At 70.2% G+C, this 18,395-nt stretch carries 4 protein-coding genes; all 4 read left to right on the forward strand.

The window, feature by feature from the left end; translation table 11 throughout:
• A partial coding sequence (locus AO684_RS03390; RefSeq protein WP_152968337.1) for a non-ribosomal peptide synthetase occupies window positions 1–4,962 on the forward strand: 4,962 nt, incomplete at its 5' end.
• Window positions 4,959–9,008, forward strand: a complete 4,050-nt coding sequence (locus AO684_RS03395; protein WP_054301341.1) for a non-ribosomal peptide synthetase — start codon at window positions 4,959–4,961, stop codon at window positions 9,006–9,008. The genes AO684_RS03390 and AO684_RS03395, both read left to right, overlap by 4 nt.
• Window positions 9,005–17,311 carry a non-ribosomal peptide synthetase gene (locus AO684_RS03400; protein WP_054301342.1) on the forward strand — a complete coding sequence of 2,769 codons (8,307 nt, stop codon included), beginning with the start codon at window positions 9,005–9,007 and terminating at the stop codon, window positions 17,309–17,311. Before AO684_RS03395 ends, AO684_RS03400 begins: the two co-directional genes overlap by 4 nt.
• A partial coding sequence (locus tag AO684_RS03405; RefSeq protein WP_054301343.1) for a bifunctional 2-polyprenyl-6-hydroxyphenol methylase/3-demethylubiquinol 3-O-methyltransferase UbiG occupies window positions 17,308–18,395 on the forward strand: 1,088 nt, incomplete at its 3' end. The genes AO684_RS03400 and AO684_RS03405, both read left to right, overlap by 4 nt.

The following is an 18,395-nucleotide window of genomic DNA, read 5'->3' on the forward strand; positions in this document are numbered from 1 at the left end:
CGGGAAGCCGAAACGGGAACCGGGCGGCTGGACACGCTGGTCAGTGCCGCCGCCGCGCGGCACCCGGACCGGATCGCGCTGCGCTGCGAGGGCATCAGCCTGACCTATGCCGCGCTGGAGGCGCGCGCCAACCGGCTGGCGCATCGTCTGGTGCAGCTCGGCGTCGGCCCCGAGACGCGGGTGGGCCTGTGCTGCGAACGCTCGTTCGAGATGATCGTGGGGCTGCTCGCGGTGCTGAAGGCGGGCGGTGCCTATGTGCCGCTGGACCCCGAACACCCCGACGACCGGCTGGCCTATATGCTGGAAGACGCGGCGCCGGTGCTGGTGCTGGCCCAGAGCGCGCAGGCCAGCCGCCTGCAATCCCTGACCCCCGCCCCGGTGCTGACCCTCGCCACCCACCCCGATCCCGCCAACGGCGAGAGCGAGGCCCGCTCCCTCCCCGAAACCCCGCCGGAAACCCGAACAACCCCCCAAAACGCCGCCTATGTCATCTACACCTCAGGCTCCACCGGAAAACCAAAAGGCGTCTGCGTCGAGCACAGGGCGGCGGTGCGGCTGTTCAGCACCACTGAACCGCTGTTCGGTTTCGATGAAACCGACGTCTGGACACTGTTCCATTCCTTCGCCTTCGACTTCTCGGTCTGGGAGGTATTCGGGGCGCTGGTTTATGGCGGGCGGCTGGTCATCGTGCCGCGCGTGGTGACGCGTGATCCGGGTGCCTTTGCGGATCTGATGCTGCGCGAGGGGGTGACGGTGCTGAGCCAGACGCCCTCGGCCTTCCAGCAACTGACCGCGCATTGCGCGCGCCAGCCAGTGCCGCCGGCCTTTGCGCTGCGGCATGTGATCTTTGGCGGTGAGGCGCTGAACCGCGCCGCACTTGCGCCGTGGTTCGCGGCTTATGGCGACCGGCAGCCGAATCTGGTGAACATGTATGGCATCACCGAGACGACGGTGCATGTGACGCATCTGGAGCTGAGCGCCGATCCGGGACGACCCGCCGACATCGGGGTGGCGCTGCCGGATCTGCAAATCCGGCTGCTGGATACCGCTTTGCAGCCGGTGCCGCCCGGTATTCCGGGCGAGATCTGCGTGGCCGGGCCGGGGGTCGCGCGCGGCTATCTGAACCGTTCCGGTCTGACGGCGGATCGCTTCGTGCCCGATCCCTGGGGCGCGCCGGGCAGCCGGATGTATCGTTCCGGCGATGTGGCGCGGCAGCGGGCGGATGGCGGCTTCGACTATGTCGGGCGGGCCGATGCGCAGGTGAAGCTGCGCGGGTTTCGTATCGAGACGGGCGAGATCGAGGCGGCGCTGGCGGCTTTGCCGGGCATCTCGGCGGCCTGTGTGCGGCTGCGGGGTGATCGGCTGGTGGCCTGGCTGGCGAGTGGCACACCGCAAGAGCCGTTGGCGCTGCGCATGGCGCTGGCGCGGGATCTGTCGGATTACATGCTGCCCGCCGCTTTTGTGGTGCTGCCGGACCTGCCGCTGACCACCAATGGCAAGGTCAATGTGGCGGCGCTGCCGGACCCCGAGCCTGCGGCGGCAGAGCCGGATGTCGTGCCGCCAGAGGGTGCGGCGGAACAGGCTTTGGCCGCGATCTGGGCCGAGGTTCTGGGGCGAGAGTCTGTAGGTGCGCTGGACAATTTCTTTGCCAGTGGCGGTGATTCCATGCGGGCGGTGACTCTGGCCGCCCGCGCGGCAGAGGCTGGGCTGCCTGTCACGGTCGAGGCGATCTTCCGTCACCAGACGCTGCGCGGGCTGGCGCGCGCGGTGGGCAGTGCGGCGCCGGTGGTGGAGCATCTGCCGCCCGCCGATCTGCCCGCGCATCTGGAAACCGCATGGCCGATGACACGGCTGCAACTGGGGATGCTGTTCCATGGTGAGGTGGCGGCCGAGGCGGCGGTGTATCATGACGTCTTCAGCTTCCGCCTGAATCTGGATTGGGACGAGCCCGCTTTCCGCGCCGCGCTGGCGGCGCTTGCCGCGCGGCATCCGGTGTTGCGCAGCAGCTTTGACCTGCATGGGCCGGAGGGGCCGATGCAGCAGGTGCACCGGGAGGTCGCGCTGCCGCTGGCGGTCAGCGATCTGTCGGGCCTGTCGGAGCCTGACGCCGGGGCCGCGATTGCGGCGGATATTGCCGCCGAAAAGGCGCGGCCCTTCGCGATCGGCGCCCCGCCCCTGCTGCGCCTGATGGTGCATCTGCGGGGTGCTGCGGATGTGCAGATCACGCTCGGGTTCCACCATGCCATTCTGGACGGGTGGAGCGTGGCCGCCATGCAGGTGGAGCTGATGCAGCTTTGGCAGCAGGCGCGGGCCGGTCACATCGCAGGGCTGCCGCCTTTGGCGGCGACCCCGGCACTGGCTGCGGTGGCGGAACAGGCGGCGCTGCACGCGCCCGGGGCGCGGGCCTTCTGGGCGGCACTGCTGGAGGATGCCGAGGTGCTGCGCCTGCCGCCGCCCGCCGCTGACCTGCCGCCGCGCCGGGTGGGGCTGCGCTTCGGGCCTGAGGTTCTGGCTGATCTGCGCGCGCTGGCCGACCGGCTGGGCCTGCCGCTGCGCAGTCTCCTGCTGACCGCGCATCTGAAGATGCTCGCGCTTTGGGGCGGCACGGCGGATGTGGTGTCCGGCCTCGTGACCCATACACGGCCCGAGGCGCGCGATGCCGAAAAGATGCTGGGCCTGTTCCTCAATACCCTGCCGGTCCGGCTGCGGCTGGGGCAGGAAAGCTGGCAGGATCTGGTCCGCGCGACCTTTGCGGCCGAAGTGGATCTGGCGGCGCATCGCCATTACCCGCTGGCCGCTATCGTCGAGGCGAATGGCCATGTGCCGCCCTTCGATGTGATGTTCAACTTCATCCATTTCCATGTGCAGGACGCGCTGGCCGGAATGGCCGGGGCCGATGGCACGCCCGCGCTGCGCGGCATGACGGCTTTCGAGGCGACGAATTTCGCGCTCGGGGTGCATGCGGTGCTGGGAGGCGACGGGCTGGTGGTGGATTTCGCCCATGATCCGGCGCGGCTTGACGCCGGTCTGGCGGGGCGGATGGCCGAAAGCTATGGCGCGATCCTGCAGGCCATGCTGGCCGATCCGGCCGCGCCGCATCGCGTGGCGGCGCTGATCCCGGCAGAGGACCGGGCGCTGCTGGCCCGGTGGAACCGGACCGAAACGCGCTATCCTCAGGCCGGGCAGACGCTGGTCGGGATCATCGAGGACCGGATTGCCGCAGAAGGCGACCGGACTGCGCTGCGGTTCGGGGGCGAAAGCCTCGGCTTTGCTGCGCTCAATGCGCGGGCCAACCGGCTGGCCCATGCCTTGCGGGCGCGGGGTGTCGGGCCGGACAGCCTCGTCGGGCTGGCGGTGGACCGTTCCTTCGAGATGATGGTGGCGGTGCTGGCGATCCTGAAGGCGGGCGGGGCCTGGGTGCCGCTGCCGCCGGATTACCCGCCCGCGCGGCTGGCGATGATCCTTGAGGATGCGGCGCCGGTTCTGGTGCTGGCACAGCCGCATCTGGCCGATCTGCCGGGGGTGGAGGTCATGCTGATCGGGCCGGAGCACGCGCCGCAAGACATGCCCGACCACAACCCCGAGCCGCTGGCCGGACCCGGGGATACCGCCTATGTCATCTTCACCTCCGGCTCCACCGGACGGCCCAAGGGGGTGGCGGTGCCGCATCGGGCCATCGTCAACCGGCTGCTGTGGATGGCGGCGGCCTATGGGCTTGGCCCCGAAGACCGGGTGTTGCAGAAAACCCCGCTGGGCTTCGACGTCTCGGTATGGGAGCTGATCCTGCCGCTGATGACCGGGGCGGTCATGGTCATCGCGGAACCGGAAGGCCACCGCGACCCCGCCTATCTGGAGCGGGTGATCCGCGACGAGGCGGTGACCGCGCTGCATTTTGTGCCGCCGATGCTGGAGGCGTTCCTCGACCGTGCGGCGCCGCGCGCGCTGCCCTCGCTGCGCTGCGTGGTCTGTTCGGGGCAGGCGCTGCCGCGCGCGACGCAGGCCGCCTTCCACCGGGCGCATCCGGGGGTGGGGCTGCATAACCTTTATGGCCCGACCGAGGCGGCGGTGGATGTGACGGCATGGACCTGCGCACCCGGGGATGCGGGCGATCAGGTGCCGATCGGCCACGCCATCGCCAATGTGCGGATGTATGTGCTGGATGCCGCGCTGGACCCGGTGCCGTCGGGGGTGGCGGGGCATCTCTATATCGGCGGGGTCGCGCTGGCGCGCGGCTATGTCGGGCGCCCCGATCTGACGGCGGCGGCCTTCCTGCCCGACCCGTTCGGCCCGCCCGGCGCGCGCATGTATCGCACCGGCGATCTGGCGCGCTTCCGCCCCGACGGGGCGCTGGATTACCTTGGCCGGGCCGACGATCAGGTGAAGATCCGCGGCTTCCGGGTGGAGCCGGGCGAGGTAGAGGCCGCCTTGCGCGCGGCGGGGGCCGATCAGGCGGTGGTTCTGGCCGCGCCGGGGCCGGATGGCACGATGCGCCTGCTGGCCTGGGTGACGGGGGACGCACCAGCTGACACCCTGCGCGCGGCGCTGGCGCGGCACCTGCCCGCACATATGCTGCCCGAGGCGATCACGCCGCTGGCCGCGCTGCCGGTGACGGCCAATGGCAAGGTGGACCGCAAGGCCCTGCCCATGCCCGAGGCGGCCCCTGCTGCCGCGCATATCGCGCCGCGCAGCCCCTCCGAAGCGAGGATCGCCGCAATCTGGGCGCGGCTTCTGGGCCTGCCGCAGGTGGGTGTGACCGACAGCTTCTTTGCCATCGGCGGGCATTCCATCCTCGCCCTGCGCCTGCTGGCGGAGCTTCAGCGCGAAACCGGCGTTGTGCTGTCGCTGCGGCTGTTTCTGGCCGATCCCACGGTGGCGGGGCTGGCCGTTGCCATGGATGCCATGACGGGGCTGACCGCCCCGCCCGAAGACGACACTGCCGAGACGGAGACGATCCTGCTATGACCATCGCCGATATTCTGCGCGAGGCCCAGGGGGCCGGGGTCCGCCTCTGGCTGAAGGACGGCGCGCTGGCCGTGACGGCGCGCGGCGGTGTGCCGCCCGCGCTGCTGGAGCGGATTCGCGCCCAGAAAGGCCAGATCACCGACTGGCTGGCCCGGTTGGCCGAGGATGCCGCGGCGCAGGAAGATGCCATCCTGCCCGGCCCCCCCGTGGTGGCGGAGCCGCTGGCCTTCTCGCAGTCGCGGCTCTGGGTGATCGAGCAGATGGAGGCGGCGGCGGGGCTTTACACCGTGCCCATGGTTCTGGCGGTGACCGGCGCGCTGGACCGTGCGGCCCTGGCCCGCGCGGTTTCGGCGCTGGTGGAGCGTCACCATGCACTGCGCACGGTGTTTCGCGAAAGCGATGCGGGCACGCTTCAGCACCTGTTGCCCGCCGCGCCGGTGGACCTGCACTTTACCGATCTGTCACAGGCGGCGGATGCGGCGGTGCAACTCGGCGCGCTGGGGCAGGCCGAGGCGCGGCACCGCTTCGATCTTGCAGCCGAGCCGATGCTGCGCGCCCGTCTGGTGCGTCTGGCAGACGAGGAGCATGTGCTGTTCCTGACGCTGCATCACATCGCCACCGACGGCTGGTCGAACGCGATCCTGCTGGAGGAGCTGGCGCAGCTTTACGCAGGTCATGCGCTGCCCGCCCCTGCGGTGCAGTTTGCCGATTATGCCCGCTGGCAGCGCCGCCTGCTGGCACGGCGCGGCGCGGCACTGGCGGATTGGTGGGCCGAAACGCTGGCCGGGGTGCCGGATGTCCACGACCTGCCGACCGACAAGCCGCGCCCGCCGGTTTTGGGCAGCGCGGGCGCGCGGCTGGTGGAGAAGCTTGACCCCGATCTGGCGCAGCGCCTGCGGGCCTTCGCGCGGGCCGAAGGCGTCAGCCTGTTCACCCTGCTGCATGCGGCCCATGCCGCGCTTCTGCATCGCTGGTCGGGGGCCGACGATCTGGTGATCGGCACCCCGGTTGCCGGGCGGGAGCGGGCGGAGCTGAAAAGCCTCGTGGGGTTTCTGGTCAATACCGTGCCCCTGCGCGCGCGCCCCGCGCCGGATCTGCCGTTCCGCGCCTTCCTGAAGGATTGCGCCCGCCGCGTGGCCGAGGCGTTTTCGCATCAGGATTTGCCGTTCGAGCTGATCGTCGAGCGCCTGAACCCGCCGCGCAGCCTGTCCTGCGCGCCGCTGGTGCAACTGGCCTTCTCGCTCAGCCAGCCGGAGCCGGAGGTGCCTGCGCTGCCGCAGGGTCTGCATTTCCGCCCGCTGGATCCCGATCTGACCCCGGCGAAATACGAGGTGTCGCTGGCGGTGCTGGACGGGGCGGATACGATTCATCTGGACTGGACCTATGCCACCGACCTGTTCACCGCCGAAGGGATTTCCCGGCTGAACCGGGGCTTCCTGTCGCTGCTGGACGGTGTGGCTTCCGCGCCGGAAACGCTCCTGGGCGATCTGCCGGTGGTTTCCCCGGCCGAGGCGGAGCGGCTGCTGGATCTGGGCCGGGGCGAGGTGATCGCTCTGGACGATCCCCCCGCGCCCTTCCGCCAGTTCGAACACTGGGCGGCCGAAACGCCCGGGGCGCTGGCACTGATCGACGGCGATTGCCGCCTGACCTATGCCGAGGTGAACGCCGCCGCCAACCGGCTGGCGCGGCATCTGCACCGGCTGGGGCTTGGCCCGGACGATCCCGTCGGCGTGGCCACCGGGCGCTGTGCGGAAATGGTCATTGCCCTGCTGGCGGCGAACAAGGCCGGGGCCGCGCCCGCGCAACTGCCAGTCGATGCCCCGCCGGAACGTCTGCGCCGCATGATCGAGGATTGCGGGGCAAAGCTGGTGCTGACCATCCGTGCGCGGGCTGCGGAACTGGCGCTGCCCGATGCTCTGGCCGTGGACGACGATGCCGCATGGCAGGCAAACAGCCCCGAGAACCCCGAACTTCCGCAGGGCGAGATTGCCTATATCGTCTTTACCTCGGGCACAACGGGCCAGCCCAAGGGGGCGCTGAACACCCATCTGGGTCTGCATAACCTCTGTCTGTTCCAGACCCGGCTGAGCAGGATCACCCGCCGGTCGCTGCATACCGTTTCCGCCAATCCGGCCTTTGACGCGATCATCTGGGAAATCTGGCCCACGCTGACCGTGGGCGGCACGCTGGGCTTTCAGCCCGATGCGGTGCTGCGCGACCGTGATCTGTTGCAGGCGGCGACCGACCGGCTTCAGCCCACGCATTTCTGGCTGCCAACCGGGCTGATGGAGGCGATGTGCGCCGCCGGACTGGACCTGCCTGCCTCGGTTGAATGGGTTTCGACCGGCGGCGACCGGCTGCAAGGCTATTGCCTGCCGCGCGACCGGGGGTTGCCGCTGCTGAACATCTATGGCCCGTCCGAAGCCTCGGTCTTTACCGTGCATCATGTCCTGGGTCCGCAGGATATCGAGCCGCCGCCGATCGGGCGACCGAACAGCAATACCAACTGCTATATCCTCGATGCGCGCGGCCATCTGGTGCCCGAGGGCATCGTGGGCGAATTGTGCCTGTCCGGCCCCTATGTCGGGCCGGGCTATGCGAACCGGCCCGAACTGACGGCGGAACGCTATGTGCCCAATCCCTTCGCCACGCCGGGGCACGAGATCCTGTATCGCACCGGCGATCTGGCCCGCTGGCGGCCCGACGGGCTGATCGACTGTCTGGGCCGCAACGACTTTCAGGTGAAGATCCGGGGCTACCGGATCGAACCGCAGGAGGTGGCGGCCGAGTTGCTGCGCCAGCCGGGCATCCGCGCGGCCTTTGTCGATCTGGCAGTGCGCAGCGACAAACGGCTGGTGGCCTTCTGCGTGGCAGCACCGGGGCAGGACCGTCACAGCCTTCAGGAACGCGCGCAAGCCGCGCTGGCGCAGGTCTTGCCCAGCTACATGCTGCCCGACCGTTTCGTCTGGCTGGATGATCTGCCGCTGACCGAACGCGGCAAGGTGGATCGTCGCGCGCTGGCGGATCTGGATGGCGGCGGTCCGCGTCAGGTGAATACCGCCAGCCCGCGCGATGTGATCGAGCACCGGCTTTACGACATCTGGTCGGGGGTGCTGCTGCATCCCGACATCGGCCTGCGCGACAATTTCTTCGACATTGGCGGCAATTCCCTGTCGGCCATCAAGACCGTGCACCAGATCAACGCGGCTTTCGGTACGACGCTGGCCACGACCGAGATCATCGCACACCCCACTATCGAGGCGCTGGCCGCCCTGATCCGGGGCGGCAAGGGGCGGTCACATTCGGTCAATCCGGTCTGCTTCCGGCCCGGCGACGGGCGGGCGAATGTGATCTGCATTCACCCGGCGGGCGGCACGGCCTACGGCTATCTGTCGCTGGCGCGGGTGTTGCCCGCACATCTGGGTGTCTGGGGCGTGCAGTCGGTCGGCGTGGACCCGGACGAGTCCTTCCTGCCCGACATCGGCGCCATGGCCGATCATTATATCGGGCTGGTCGAACATCTGCTGGACAGGCCCTGTGTGCTGACCGGCGCCTCTTTCGGCGGTTTCGTCGCTTATGAGATGGTGCGGCGGCTGGAACAGCGCGGCATTACCCATGTCACCGCCCTTCTGCTGGATGCGATGGGCACCGACGATCCTTCCGTGCGGGAGGATACCCGCACCTCGGATGCGGCAGAGTTCCGCCAGAAGCTGATCACCTATAACGGCATGTATCCGGGCATCGAGGATGCACAGGTCACGCAGTACCATGCGCTTTACAACCACAACACGCTATGTTCGCGTCAGTGGGAGTTCAGGCCGACGCGCGGGCGGGTTGTGCTGGTGCAGGCCATCGACGGGCGCAACCGGATGCAGCTGCGGCTGCTGCGGTTCTTCTGGCAGTTGCGGGCGCAGGGGCCGTTCCTGTTCAAGGTTACCGGCGGCGATCACTCCACCCTGCTGGAAGGTGCCGATGTGGAACGGATCGGGCGGATCATCGTGCAGGTGCTGGACGGGCGGCTGTTGCCGCCGGAGGGGATGAAATGAGCGCGCTGGTTCTTGCCTTCCGCGAAAACGTGGCCCGCGCGCCGGGGCATCCGGCCATTCTGGGCGGCCCGGATTATGCGGCGCTGGATGCGGCATCCGACAATTTCGCCCGCCATCTTTGTGCGGAAGGGCTGCGGCCGGGGCAGGTGGTGGCGCTGCGCATGGCGCGTTCCACCCGGCTGGTCATCGCCATTCTGGGCGTGCTGAAGGCGGGCGGCGTGGTCTTTCCGGTCGGCACCGCGCAGCCGCCCGCGCGTCTGGCGATGTTGCTGGAGGAAGCGGCCGCCACGCTGGTGCTGACCGACGCCGGGCTTGCACCGCTGCCGCAAGGCGCCTGGCTAGGGATGGAAGCACCGGACTTTGACGCGCCTGCCGGGGATCTGCCCTTGCCGGCGCTGACCCGCGATCCGGGGCAGGCGGCCTTCCTGTTTCACAGCTCCGGCACCACCGGGCGGCCCAAGGTCATGGCGATTGCCGAACCCGGCCTGCTGCGCATGGCGCGGCGACCGGAATATTGCGAAATCGGCCCGCAGTCGCGGGTGGCGCATCTGGCGAACCCCGCTTTCGACGCGCTGAGCTTCGAGATCTGGGGCGCGCTGCTGAACGGGGCGACGCTGGTGCCTTTCGATGCGGCCGAGGTGCTGGACCTCGACCGTTTCGCGGCGCGGCTGGTGGCGGACGGGGTGACGACAGCGTTTCTCACCACCTCGTATTTCAACCTTCTGGCCAGCGAAAAGCCCGAGGCGCTGCTGGGGCTGCGCGATGTGCTGTTCGGGGGCGAGCAGGCGAATGCCGGGCTGCTGCACCGGCTGCTGACCGCGCATCCGGCGACCCAATGCCGGTTGACCAATTGCTATGGCCCGACGGAATGCACCACTTTCGCGCTGTGGCACCGCATTGACCCCGCGCTTTGGGCACGGGCGGATCATCTGGCCACCGTGCCGGTGGGGCGCCCGCTGCGCGAGACCACGGTTGCGATCCTGAGCGATGCGGGCACGCCGGTGCCGGAAGGGGACTGGGGCGAAATCTGGCTGGGCGGTTCGGGTCTGTCCCTGGGCTATGCTGGCCGGGCCGAGGAAACGGCGGCGCGGTTCCGGCCGGGGCCGGACGGCACGCGGCTGTTCCGCACCGGGGATCAGGGCCGGGTCATGGCGGGGGTTGTGGAATGCGGCGGGCGGCTGGACGATCAGGTGAAGCTGCGGGGCCAGCGGATCGAACTGCCGGAAATCGAGGCGCAGCTGCTGGCCCTGCCGGGGGTGGAACAGGCCGCCGTGCTGCTGGAGGATGCGCAGCTTGTGGCGCATGTCGCTGCCCCCGGTCAGACCGCCGCCGCGCTGCGGCTGGCGCTGGCCGAACGGCTGCCCGGCTATATGCTGCCCGCCCGGATTGCGCTGCATGACCGGCTGCCGCTGACCGAGAACGGCAAGACCGACCGCGCCGCCCTGCGCGCCCTGCCGCTGCCCGAGGGGCTCAGCTTCGTGGCGCAGGGCGGCGACAGCCTGTCGGCGGCGCGGCTGATGCTGCGCCTGCGGGCCGAGGGGCGGGCGGTTGACCTGTCCGACCTGTTGTCTGACCGCCCGCTGGCGGCGGTTCTGGCAGAGGCCCGCCCGGTCGAGGCGGAGCCGCTGCCCGCGCCGCAGGAGGATTACCCCGCCGCCGCGGAACAGCGCAGGCTCTGGCTGATGCAGCAGGTCTTGCCCGGCTCCACCGCCTATTCCATCCCGCTGCGGTTCGATTTCGCCGGGGCCATCGACGAACCGGCAATGCAGGCGGCGCTGAATGCGCTGCTGGCGCGCCATGCCGCGCTGCGTTCAGCCTTTGTCGAAACCGGGGCCGGGTTGCGTGTCCACATTGCGCCGCCGCGCGCCGTACCGCTGGAACAGGTGGCCGAGGCCGAGGCGTTCTTCGCCCGGCCCTTCGATCTGACCGAAGGCTGTCTGCTGCGCGCCGGGGTGTCGGGGCGAAGCCTGCTGCTGTGCCTGCATCATATCGTGGTCGATGGTGCTGGGCTGAACCTGTTGCTGGCCGATCTGGCGGCGCTGTATCGCGGCGAGGAGCCTGAAGTGGCGCCGGGCGATTATTCCGCCTATCCGGCGCTTCAGGCCGCACGGCAGGCCAGCACGGATTACGCCGCGATGCGCAGGGCGCGCGTGACCAATCTCTTGGCCGCGCCGGAACCCGAGGCGGACGCCTTCTATGCGCCCGAGGCTGCGACGGGCCGGATGCTGGGCTTCGATCTGTCGCCCGAACTGACCCACCGCCTGAAGGCGCTGGCCGCGCGGCGGGGGCAGACGCTGTTTTCCCTGCTGCTGGCGGGCTTTGCCCTGTGCCAGTGGCGCATGGGGCTGGGGCGGCATCTGTCCATCGGCCTGCCGGTCGGCCTGCGCCCGCCGGGGTTTGACGCTACGGTGGGGATGTTCGTCAACACTCAGCTTTGCCGCTTTCGCATCGACCCCGAGGCCGCGACCAGCGACTGGCTCGCCTCGGCGGAGGCGGAGGTTGCGGCAATGCGCGCCGCGCATGACCTTGCCTATGACCATGTGGTCGAGGATCTGCGGGCAGCCGGGCAGCGTGGCGGGCTGTTCGACACGATGTTCGTGCTGGAAAACACCGAATACCGCCTGCCCGGCGTGCAGGCGCGCTTCCGTTACCCCGAAAAGGTGGTGCCGCGCTTCCCGCTGACCTTGTTCGTGACGCCCGAGGGCGCGGGGCTGTCGTGCCAGATCGAACACGATCTGACGCGCTTCGACCACGATTTCGCGCAGCAGATGGCGCAGGTCTATCCCGAGGTGCTGGCGGCGCTGGTGAACCTGCCCGCGCGGCTGGAGGATCTGCGGCCCGCGCAAGACCTGCTGGCCCGGATCGAGGCTGACCGCCGCGCCGATCCGCAGGCGATTGCCGCGACCCATGGGGGGGAACGGATCAGCCGCGCGGCGCTGGATCTGCGGGTGCAGGGGATTGCGGCACGGTTGCAGGCGGCAGGCGTGCGCCCCGGCGATCTGGTCGGCGTCTCGCTGCGGCCGGGGATCGGGCTGGTGGCGGCGGTTCTTGGCATCCTGCGCGCGGGCGCGGCCTATGTGCCGCTGGACCCGGATTATCCCGCCGACCGGCTGGCCATTGCCATCGAGGATACCGGCCTTGCCCATGTCATCACCGATGGCGCGGCGGCGCTGCCCGCCCATGTGACGCCCCATCCGCCCGAAGGCAGCGGCGCCGTGCCGCTGCCCGCGTTCGACCCCGACCGCATCGCCTATGTCATCTTCACCTCGGGGTCTACCGGGCGGCCCAAGGGCGTGCCAATCCCGCATCGCGGGCTGGGCAATTACCTCGATCACGTCGCGGAGGCCTATTTTGGCTCTGGCCCGCTGATGGCGGGGGTGGTCAGCACCTCGCTGAATTTCGACGCTACGGTGACCTCGCTCCTGGGGCCGCTGGCCGCCGGGCGGCGGGTCGATGTGCTGGCAGGGGAACTGATCCCAGCGCTGGCGGCGCGGGCCTTCGGGGCGGAGCCGCTGTTGTTCAAGGTCACGCCCGCCCATGTCGCCGCCTTATTGGCACACGGGCAGGGGCGGCAGGCCGCGACGCCGCATCTGTTCATTGTCGGGGGCGAGCAACTGCCCGCGCCGACGGTGGCGCGGCTGCTGGATCTGCTGCCGGCTGCGCGGGTGATCAACGAATATGGCCCGACCGAAACCGTCGTTGGCTGTGCGGTGGCCTGGGCCGAACAGGGCCAAGTGCCGGAACATGGCGGCGCCATGGTGATTGGCCGCGCGATCCGGGGCATGCGCCTGTCGGTGCGCCGCACGGATGGCAGCCTGGCGGCCTGGGGGGAAACCGGCGAGCTGGTGATTGGCGGCATTGGCGTGGCGCCGGGCTATCTGCATCGTCCGGACCTCAGCGCCGAACGCTTCCGCCCCGATGCAGCGGGTGAGATCAGCTATCATACCGGCGACCGGGCGCTGCGGCTGCCCTCGGGCGATCTGGTGTTTCTGGGCCGCAACGACGACCAGATCAAGCTCAAGGGCTACCGGATCGAGCCGGGCGAGATCGAGGCCGCGATCCTGCGCCGCCCCGATGTCGCGGCGGCGGCTGTGGTGGTGCGGGGCGAGCATCTGCTGGCCTATATCGCACCCGAAGGGGTGGATCGTGCGGCGCTGGAGGCGCATCTGGCGGCGACCCTTCCCGCCCATATGCGGCCCGCGCGTCTGATCGCCTGCGCGGCGCTGCCGCTCTCGCCCTCGGGCAAGGTGGACCGTGCGGCGCTGCCCGCGCCGGAGGTGGCGCAGCCTGTTGCCGCAGCGCCCGCCACGCAGACACTGGCGCATCTGTCACAGGTCTTTGCCGAGGTGCTGGGGCAGGAGATCCCGCCTGACCTGCATTTCTTCGATGCAGGCGCGGGGTCGCTGGCGCTGATGCGGGTGCATGGGCTGCTGCGGGATGTGGCGCCCGATCTGGCCATGGTGGATTTCTTCCGCTTCCCGACGCTTGCGGACCTCGCCGCCCATATCGACCAGACGGCGGCGCCAGTGGCGCCCGCGCCGGTGCTGCGTGCGCGGACCGAGGGGCGTATCGCGATCATCGGCATGGCAGTCGGCCTGCCTGGTGCCGCCGATCTGGCCGCCTTTGCCGCGCTGATCCGCTCGGGCGCCGAGGCGATCCGTGTCACGCCGTCTGACCGGCCCGGCCATGTGAACGCGGTTTCCATGCTAGACCGCCCGGCCGGGTTCGACCCCGGATGTTTCGGGCTGAGCCCGCGCGACGCCCTGTTGATGGACCCGCAGCAACGCCAGTTGCTGATGGGTGCGGTGCAGGCGCTGGATCATGCCGGGATCGACCCAGCTTTGGCCGGGCCTGTCGGCCTTGTGCTTTCCAGCAGCGAAAGCAGCTATTACCGTGCCTTGCTGCGCGATACGGCGCATGGCATCGGCGATGCGGCGCTGGCGATGATCCATGAAAAGGATTTCCTCGCCACCCGCATCGCGCATCTTCTGGGCCTGCATGGCCCGGCGCTGACCGTGCAGACCGCCTGTTCCAGCTCGCTCGTCGCGGTGCATCAGGCCTGTGGCCTGTTGCGCAATGGCGAGGCCGAGGTCTGCATCGCGGGCGGCGTGGCCGTCGATCTGGAGGCGGCGGCGGGCTATGGCTGGCAGGAGGGGCATATCCATTCCGCCGATGGCCATTGCGCGCCCTTCTCGGATCAGGCGAAGGGCACGGTTCCGGCAAGCGGCTGGGGCCTTCTGGTGCTGAAACCGCTGGCGGCGGCCGAGGCGGCGGGTGACCGCATCCTTGGCGTGATCGAGGGCAGCGCCATCAACAATGACGGGCGGCGCAAGGCCGGTTTCGCCGCGCCTTCGGTGCAGGGCCAGCAGGCGGTGATTGCGGCGGCACTGGCAGCGGCGGGGGCCGGGCCATCCGACATCGGCTATATCGAGGCGCATGGCACCGCCACGGCACTTGGCGACCCGATCGAGGTCGAGGCGCTGGCGGGGGTGTTCACCGGACAACCGGCCGGGGCCATCGGTCTGGGTTCGGTCAAAAGCCAGATCGGCCATCTGGGGGCCGGGGCCGGGGTCGCGGGGCTGATCCGCGCGGTTCTGGGCCGGATGCAGGGCAGCCTGCCGCCGACCCATGGCTTTACCGCGCCGCATCCGGCGCTGGATTTCACGCGCCTGCCTTTCGCCGTGGCGCGTCACCTGCGCCCATGGCCTGCGGATCGCCCGCTGGCCGGGGTGTCGAGCTTTGGCATCGGCGGCACCAATGCGCATGTCGTGCTTGGTCCGGCGCCGGAACGGCGGCCCGCCCTGCCGTCGCCCCTGCATCTGCTGTGCCTTGCCGCGCATTCCGAAACCGCGCTGCGGGCGCGGATGATGGCGGTGGCCGATCACCTCGCCGGAGGGGGCGATCTGGCGGCCGTGGCGGCGGGTCTGCGGCGCGGGCTGCGCGATGGCCTGCCGTGGCGCGCGGCGGTCGTCGCGGATACGGCAGATGCCGCCGTGGCAGGGCTGGATCTGGCGCAGCCCCGGCGCGTTACCGACTGGTCCGGCACGGTGCCGCAGACGGCCGAGGCGCTGGCCCACGCCTGGGCCGAGGGGATGCCGTCCCGGCATCTGCCCCCGGCGGCGGGTATCGCGGCCTGGGATCTGCCGCCCTATGCTTTCGACCTGACGGATTATATCCATCCCGCGCTGTCGGGCGAGGCTTCGCCCGCGCGGCTGCCTTTCGAGGATTGGTTCCTGCAACCCGTCTGGCGGCGCTGCGCCGCCGTGCCCGTTGCGGCAAAGCGGCCGGTTTGCCGGCCGGGCACCCCGTTGCCCGAGGCGTCCGAACTGGTGCTGGATCTGCGCGACAGCCCCGATCCGGCCTCGGCGCTGCTGGCCCTGCTGGGGGCCGAGGGGCGGCGCCTGCGTGACGCGGGGGGGATGCTCTGGGTTCTGGTCAGTGGGGCTTTCGGGCCAGAGGGCACCACCGATCCCGACCGCGCAATGCTGGCCGGGCTGATGCGGGCGGCGGCGGCGGAACTGCCGGGGTTGCGGCTGGGTCTGGTGGATGGGGCGGCGCCCGATCTGCTGCCCCCCGCCGATCCCGCGCCCTTCCGCCAGATCGCCCTGCGCGGGGGCCGCGTGTTCGAGGCGGCGCTGATGTCCGCCGAAACGACCCCCGACTCCGACCTGCCGCCGGGGCTTTATGTGATGACCGGCGGCAGTGGCGGCATGGCCAGCGCCATGGCCGAGGCGCTGACCACCGATCCGGGGCGCGAGGTCTGGCTGCTGTCGCGGCGCGGAACCGGGGTTCAGGGGCCGCGCATCCGGCATATCGCGGCGGATGTGACCGATGACACCGCCATGGCCGCGCTCGCCGCCGATCTGGCGGGGCAGGGGCGGCGCCTTGCCGGGGTGATCCATGCCGCCGGTCTGGCCGGGGGCCGGGCGCTGCCGCTGTTGCAGCCCGAAGCTTTCGCCACGACGCTGTCGCCCAAACGCGACGGCGCGCGGGCGATCCTTCGGCATCTGGCGCCGCTGACCGACGGGTTCATCCTGCTCTGTTCCTCGCTTTCCGCGCAGCGGCCCGCGCCGGGGCAGGCGGATTATGCCGCCGCGAATGCCTGGCTGGACGGGTTTGCCGACAGTCAGCCGGGCGGGGCGGGGCCAAAGGTGATCTCGGTCGGCTGGCCGGCCTGGCAGGGCACGGGCATGTCGGCGCGGCTGGAAGGTCGCATGGCCGATCTGGCCGGGCGGCTGGAGGCGGGGGCGATCTCGGTCGGGGAGGGCATGCAGGTGCTGCGCCGCGCCGTGGCGCTTGGCCTGCCGCACCTGATGGTGGCGCCGCTGCCGCCCGACCTGCCCATGCTGCTGGACCCCGAGCCGCCGCGCGCGCCTGCCGCGCCCGATCTGGCGCAGATCTTCGCCGGGTTCCTCGGGGTCGATCGCGCCGATCCCGAGGCCTCTTTCTTCGATCTGGGCGGGGATTCCCTGCTGGCGCTCGATCTGCTGGACGCGGTGGAGCAGCAACTGGGCATAAAGCCGCCCGCAGCGCTGTTGTCGGGGCGGTTGAGCCTGCGCGATCTGGCGGCGGCATTGGCCCCGGCGGCGGAAGCGGTAAAGGATGCCCCGATATGCCTGCGCCCCGGCGCGGCGCCGCCTTTGGTGCTGCTGCATCCGGTGGGCGGCGATGTCGCCTCTTACCGCGCGCTGGCACAGGCGATGCGGGGGGGCGCGGCGGTGCTGGCGCTGGATGATCCGGCTTTCCACAGCGCCGATCTACCGGAAGCCACCTTGCGCGAACAGGCCAGCGCGTTGCTGGCGCGGCTGCCGGACGGGCCGGTCTGGCTGGGCGGCTGGTCCTATGGCGGGGTGCTGGCCTGCGAAATGGCGGCGCAGGCGCCTGACCGCGTGCTGGGCCTCGCCCTGATCGACCCGCCGTCCCCGCATCAGGCCGACCGGCCGGAGGAGGGCGATTTTCTGGCCGAGATCACCCATCGCCGCGCGCTTGGCCTCGCAGGCGGCGGAGAGCCCGCGGCGCAACCCTATCTTCAGGCACTGTCCCGCGTCTGGGCCCGCAATGTCCGGGCGCTGGCCAGCCATCTGCCGGAGGCGCCGCTGCATTGCCCGGCCCGTCTGTGGCTGGCGGAGGGGCAGGGCCAGATCGACCTGCGCCGCGCGGCGTGGGAGGCGCTGCTGCCCGGCCTTGCCACCACGGTCCTGCCCGGCGATCACTTCTCGGTTCTTCAGGGGGCAGGGGCCGTGACGCTGGCCGAAGGGATTGCGCAACTGATGACCACGGCCAGCAGGAGCGCAGCGGAATGACCGGGCATCTGTCCTTTAACGCGGCCGACAACCTCGATGCCGCTGAAATCGACCGGATAAATGCCGACTTCTACGGTCGCTTCAACTATCCCTGGCGCGCGCTGAGCCTGACGGGCCATGCCGACCCCACCTTCGCCCCGCGCTTCCTCTGTCAGGAGGCCGGGGATTTCGACGGCGCGGCACTGCCCCCGGACGGCGAGATCTGGGTCGCGGGCTGCGGCACCAATCAGGCGGTCATCACTGCGCTCCGCTTTCCGGGCGCGCGGGTGCTGGGCACCGATCTTTCCGCGCGGTCGCTGGCGCTGGCCGAGGCGTCGGCCCGCGATCTGGGGCTGACCAACCTGCGGCTGGAACAGGCGAGCCTGAACGATGCCCCGCATGAGGCGCGCTTTGATCACGTCATCTGTACCGGCGTCATCCACCACAATGCCGAACCGGCGCAACCGCTGGCACGGCTGGCGCGCGCGCTGAAGCCGGGCGGCGTGATGGAGCTGATGGTCTACAACTACTATCACCGCATCCAGACCACCGCCTTTCAGAAGGCGATCCGCCTGCTGTCGGGGGCCGGGGGGCGCGGCGGGCTGATCGAGGCGGAACTGCCGATGGCGCAGGAAATGGTGGCGGATTTTCCGCTGCCCGGCACCATGGCCGATTTCCTTGCCGCGCAGCGGGGCCTGCCGGAACCGGCGGTGGCGGATTCGCTGCTTCAGCCGGTGGAATTCAGTTATTCCGTCGAAACCCTTGCCGCGCTTTGTGCCGGGGCAGGGCTGGTGCTGTGGCAGCCTTGCGTGAACCAGTTCGACCGGCTGTCAGGCCAGTTCGGATGGGAGCCGCCGCTGACCGGCGCCTCTGCCGCCGCCTTTAACCGGCTGCCGGATCTGGAACGCTGGCAGGTGGCGAACCTGCTGATGCAGGAGCGGTCGCCGATGCTGTGGTTCTACATCGGCCACGGGCCGAAGCGCCGCACGCGGGCCGAGGTGAATGCCGATTTCCTGCGTCGCAGCTTTGCCCCGGCGCGGTGCGAAGTGGTGTCGCATGTGTTGGGGCCGGAGGGGCATTATCAGCCCAGCCCGCGCCGCGCCGC

Origin of the sequence: Gemmobacter sp. LW-1, assembly GCF_001303875.1 — a bacterium.
Taxonomy (GTDB): Bacteria; Pseudomonadota; Alphaproteobacteria; order Rhodobacterales; family Rhodobacteraceae; genus Gemmobacter; species Gemmobacter caeni.

Excerpts from the sequence above, each read along its gene's own strand:
- AO684_RS03395 (WP_054301341.1), top strand. The coding sequence starts at position 4,959 with ATGACCATCGCCGATATTCTGCGCGAGGCCCAGGGGGCCGGGGTCCGC.
- AO684_RS03400 (WP_054301342.1), top strand. The coding sequence starts at position 9,005 with ATGAGCGCGCTGGTTCTTGCCTTCCGCGAAAACGTGGCCCGCGCGCCG.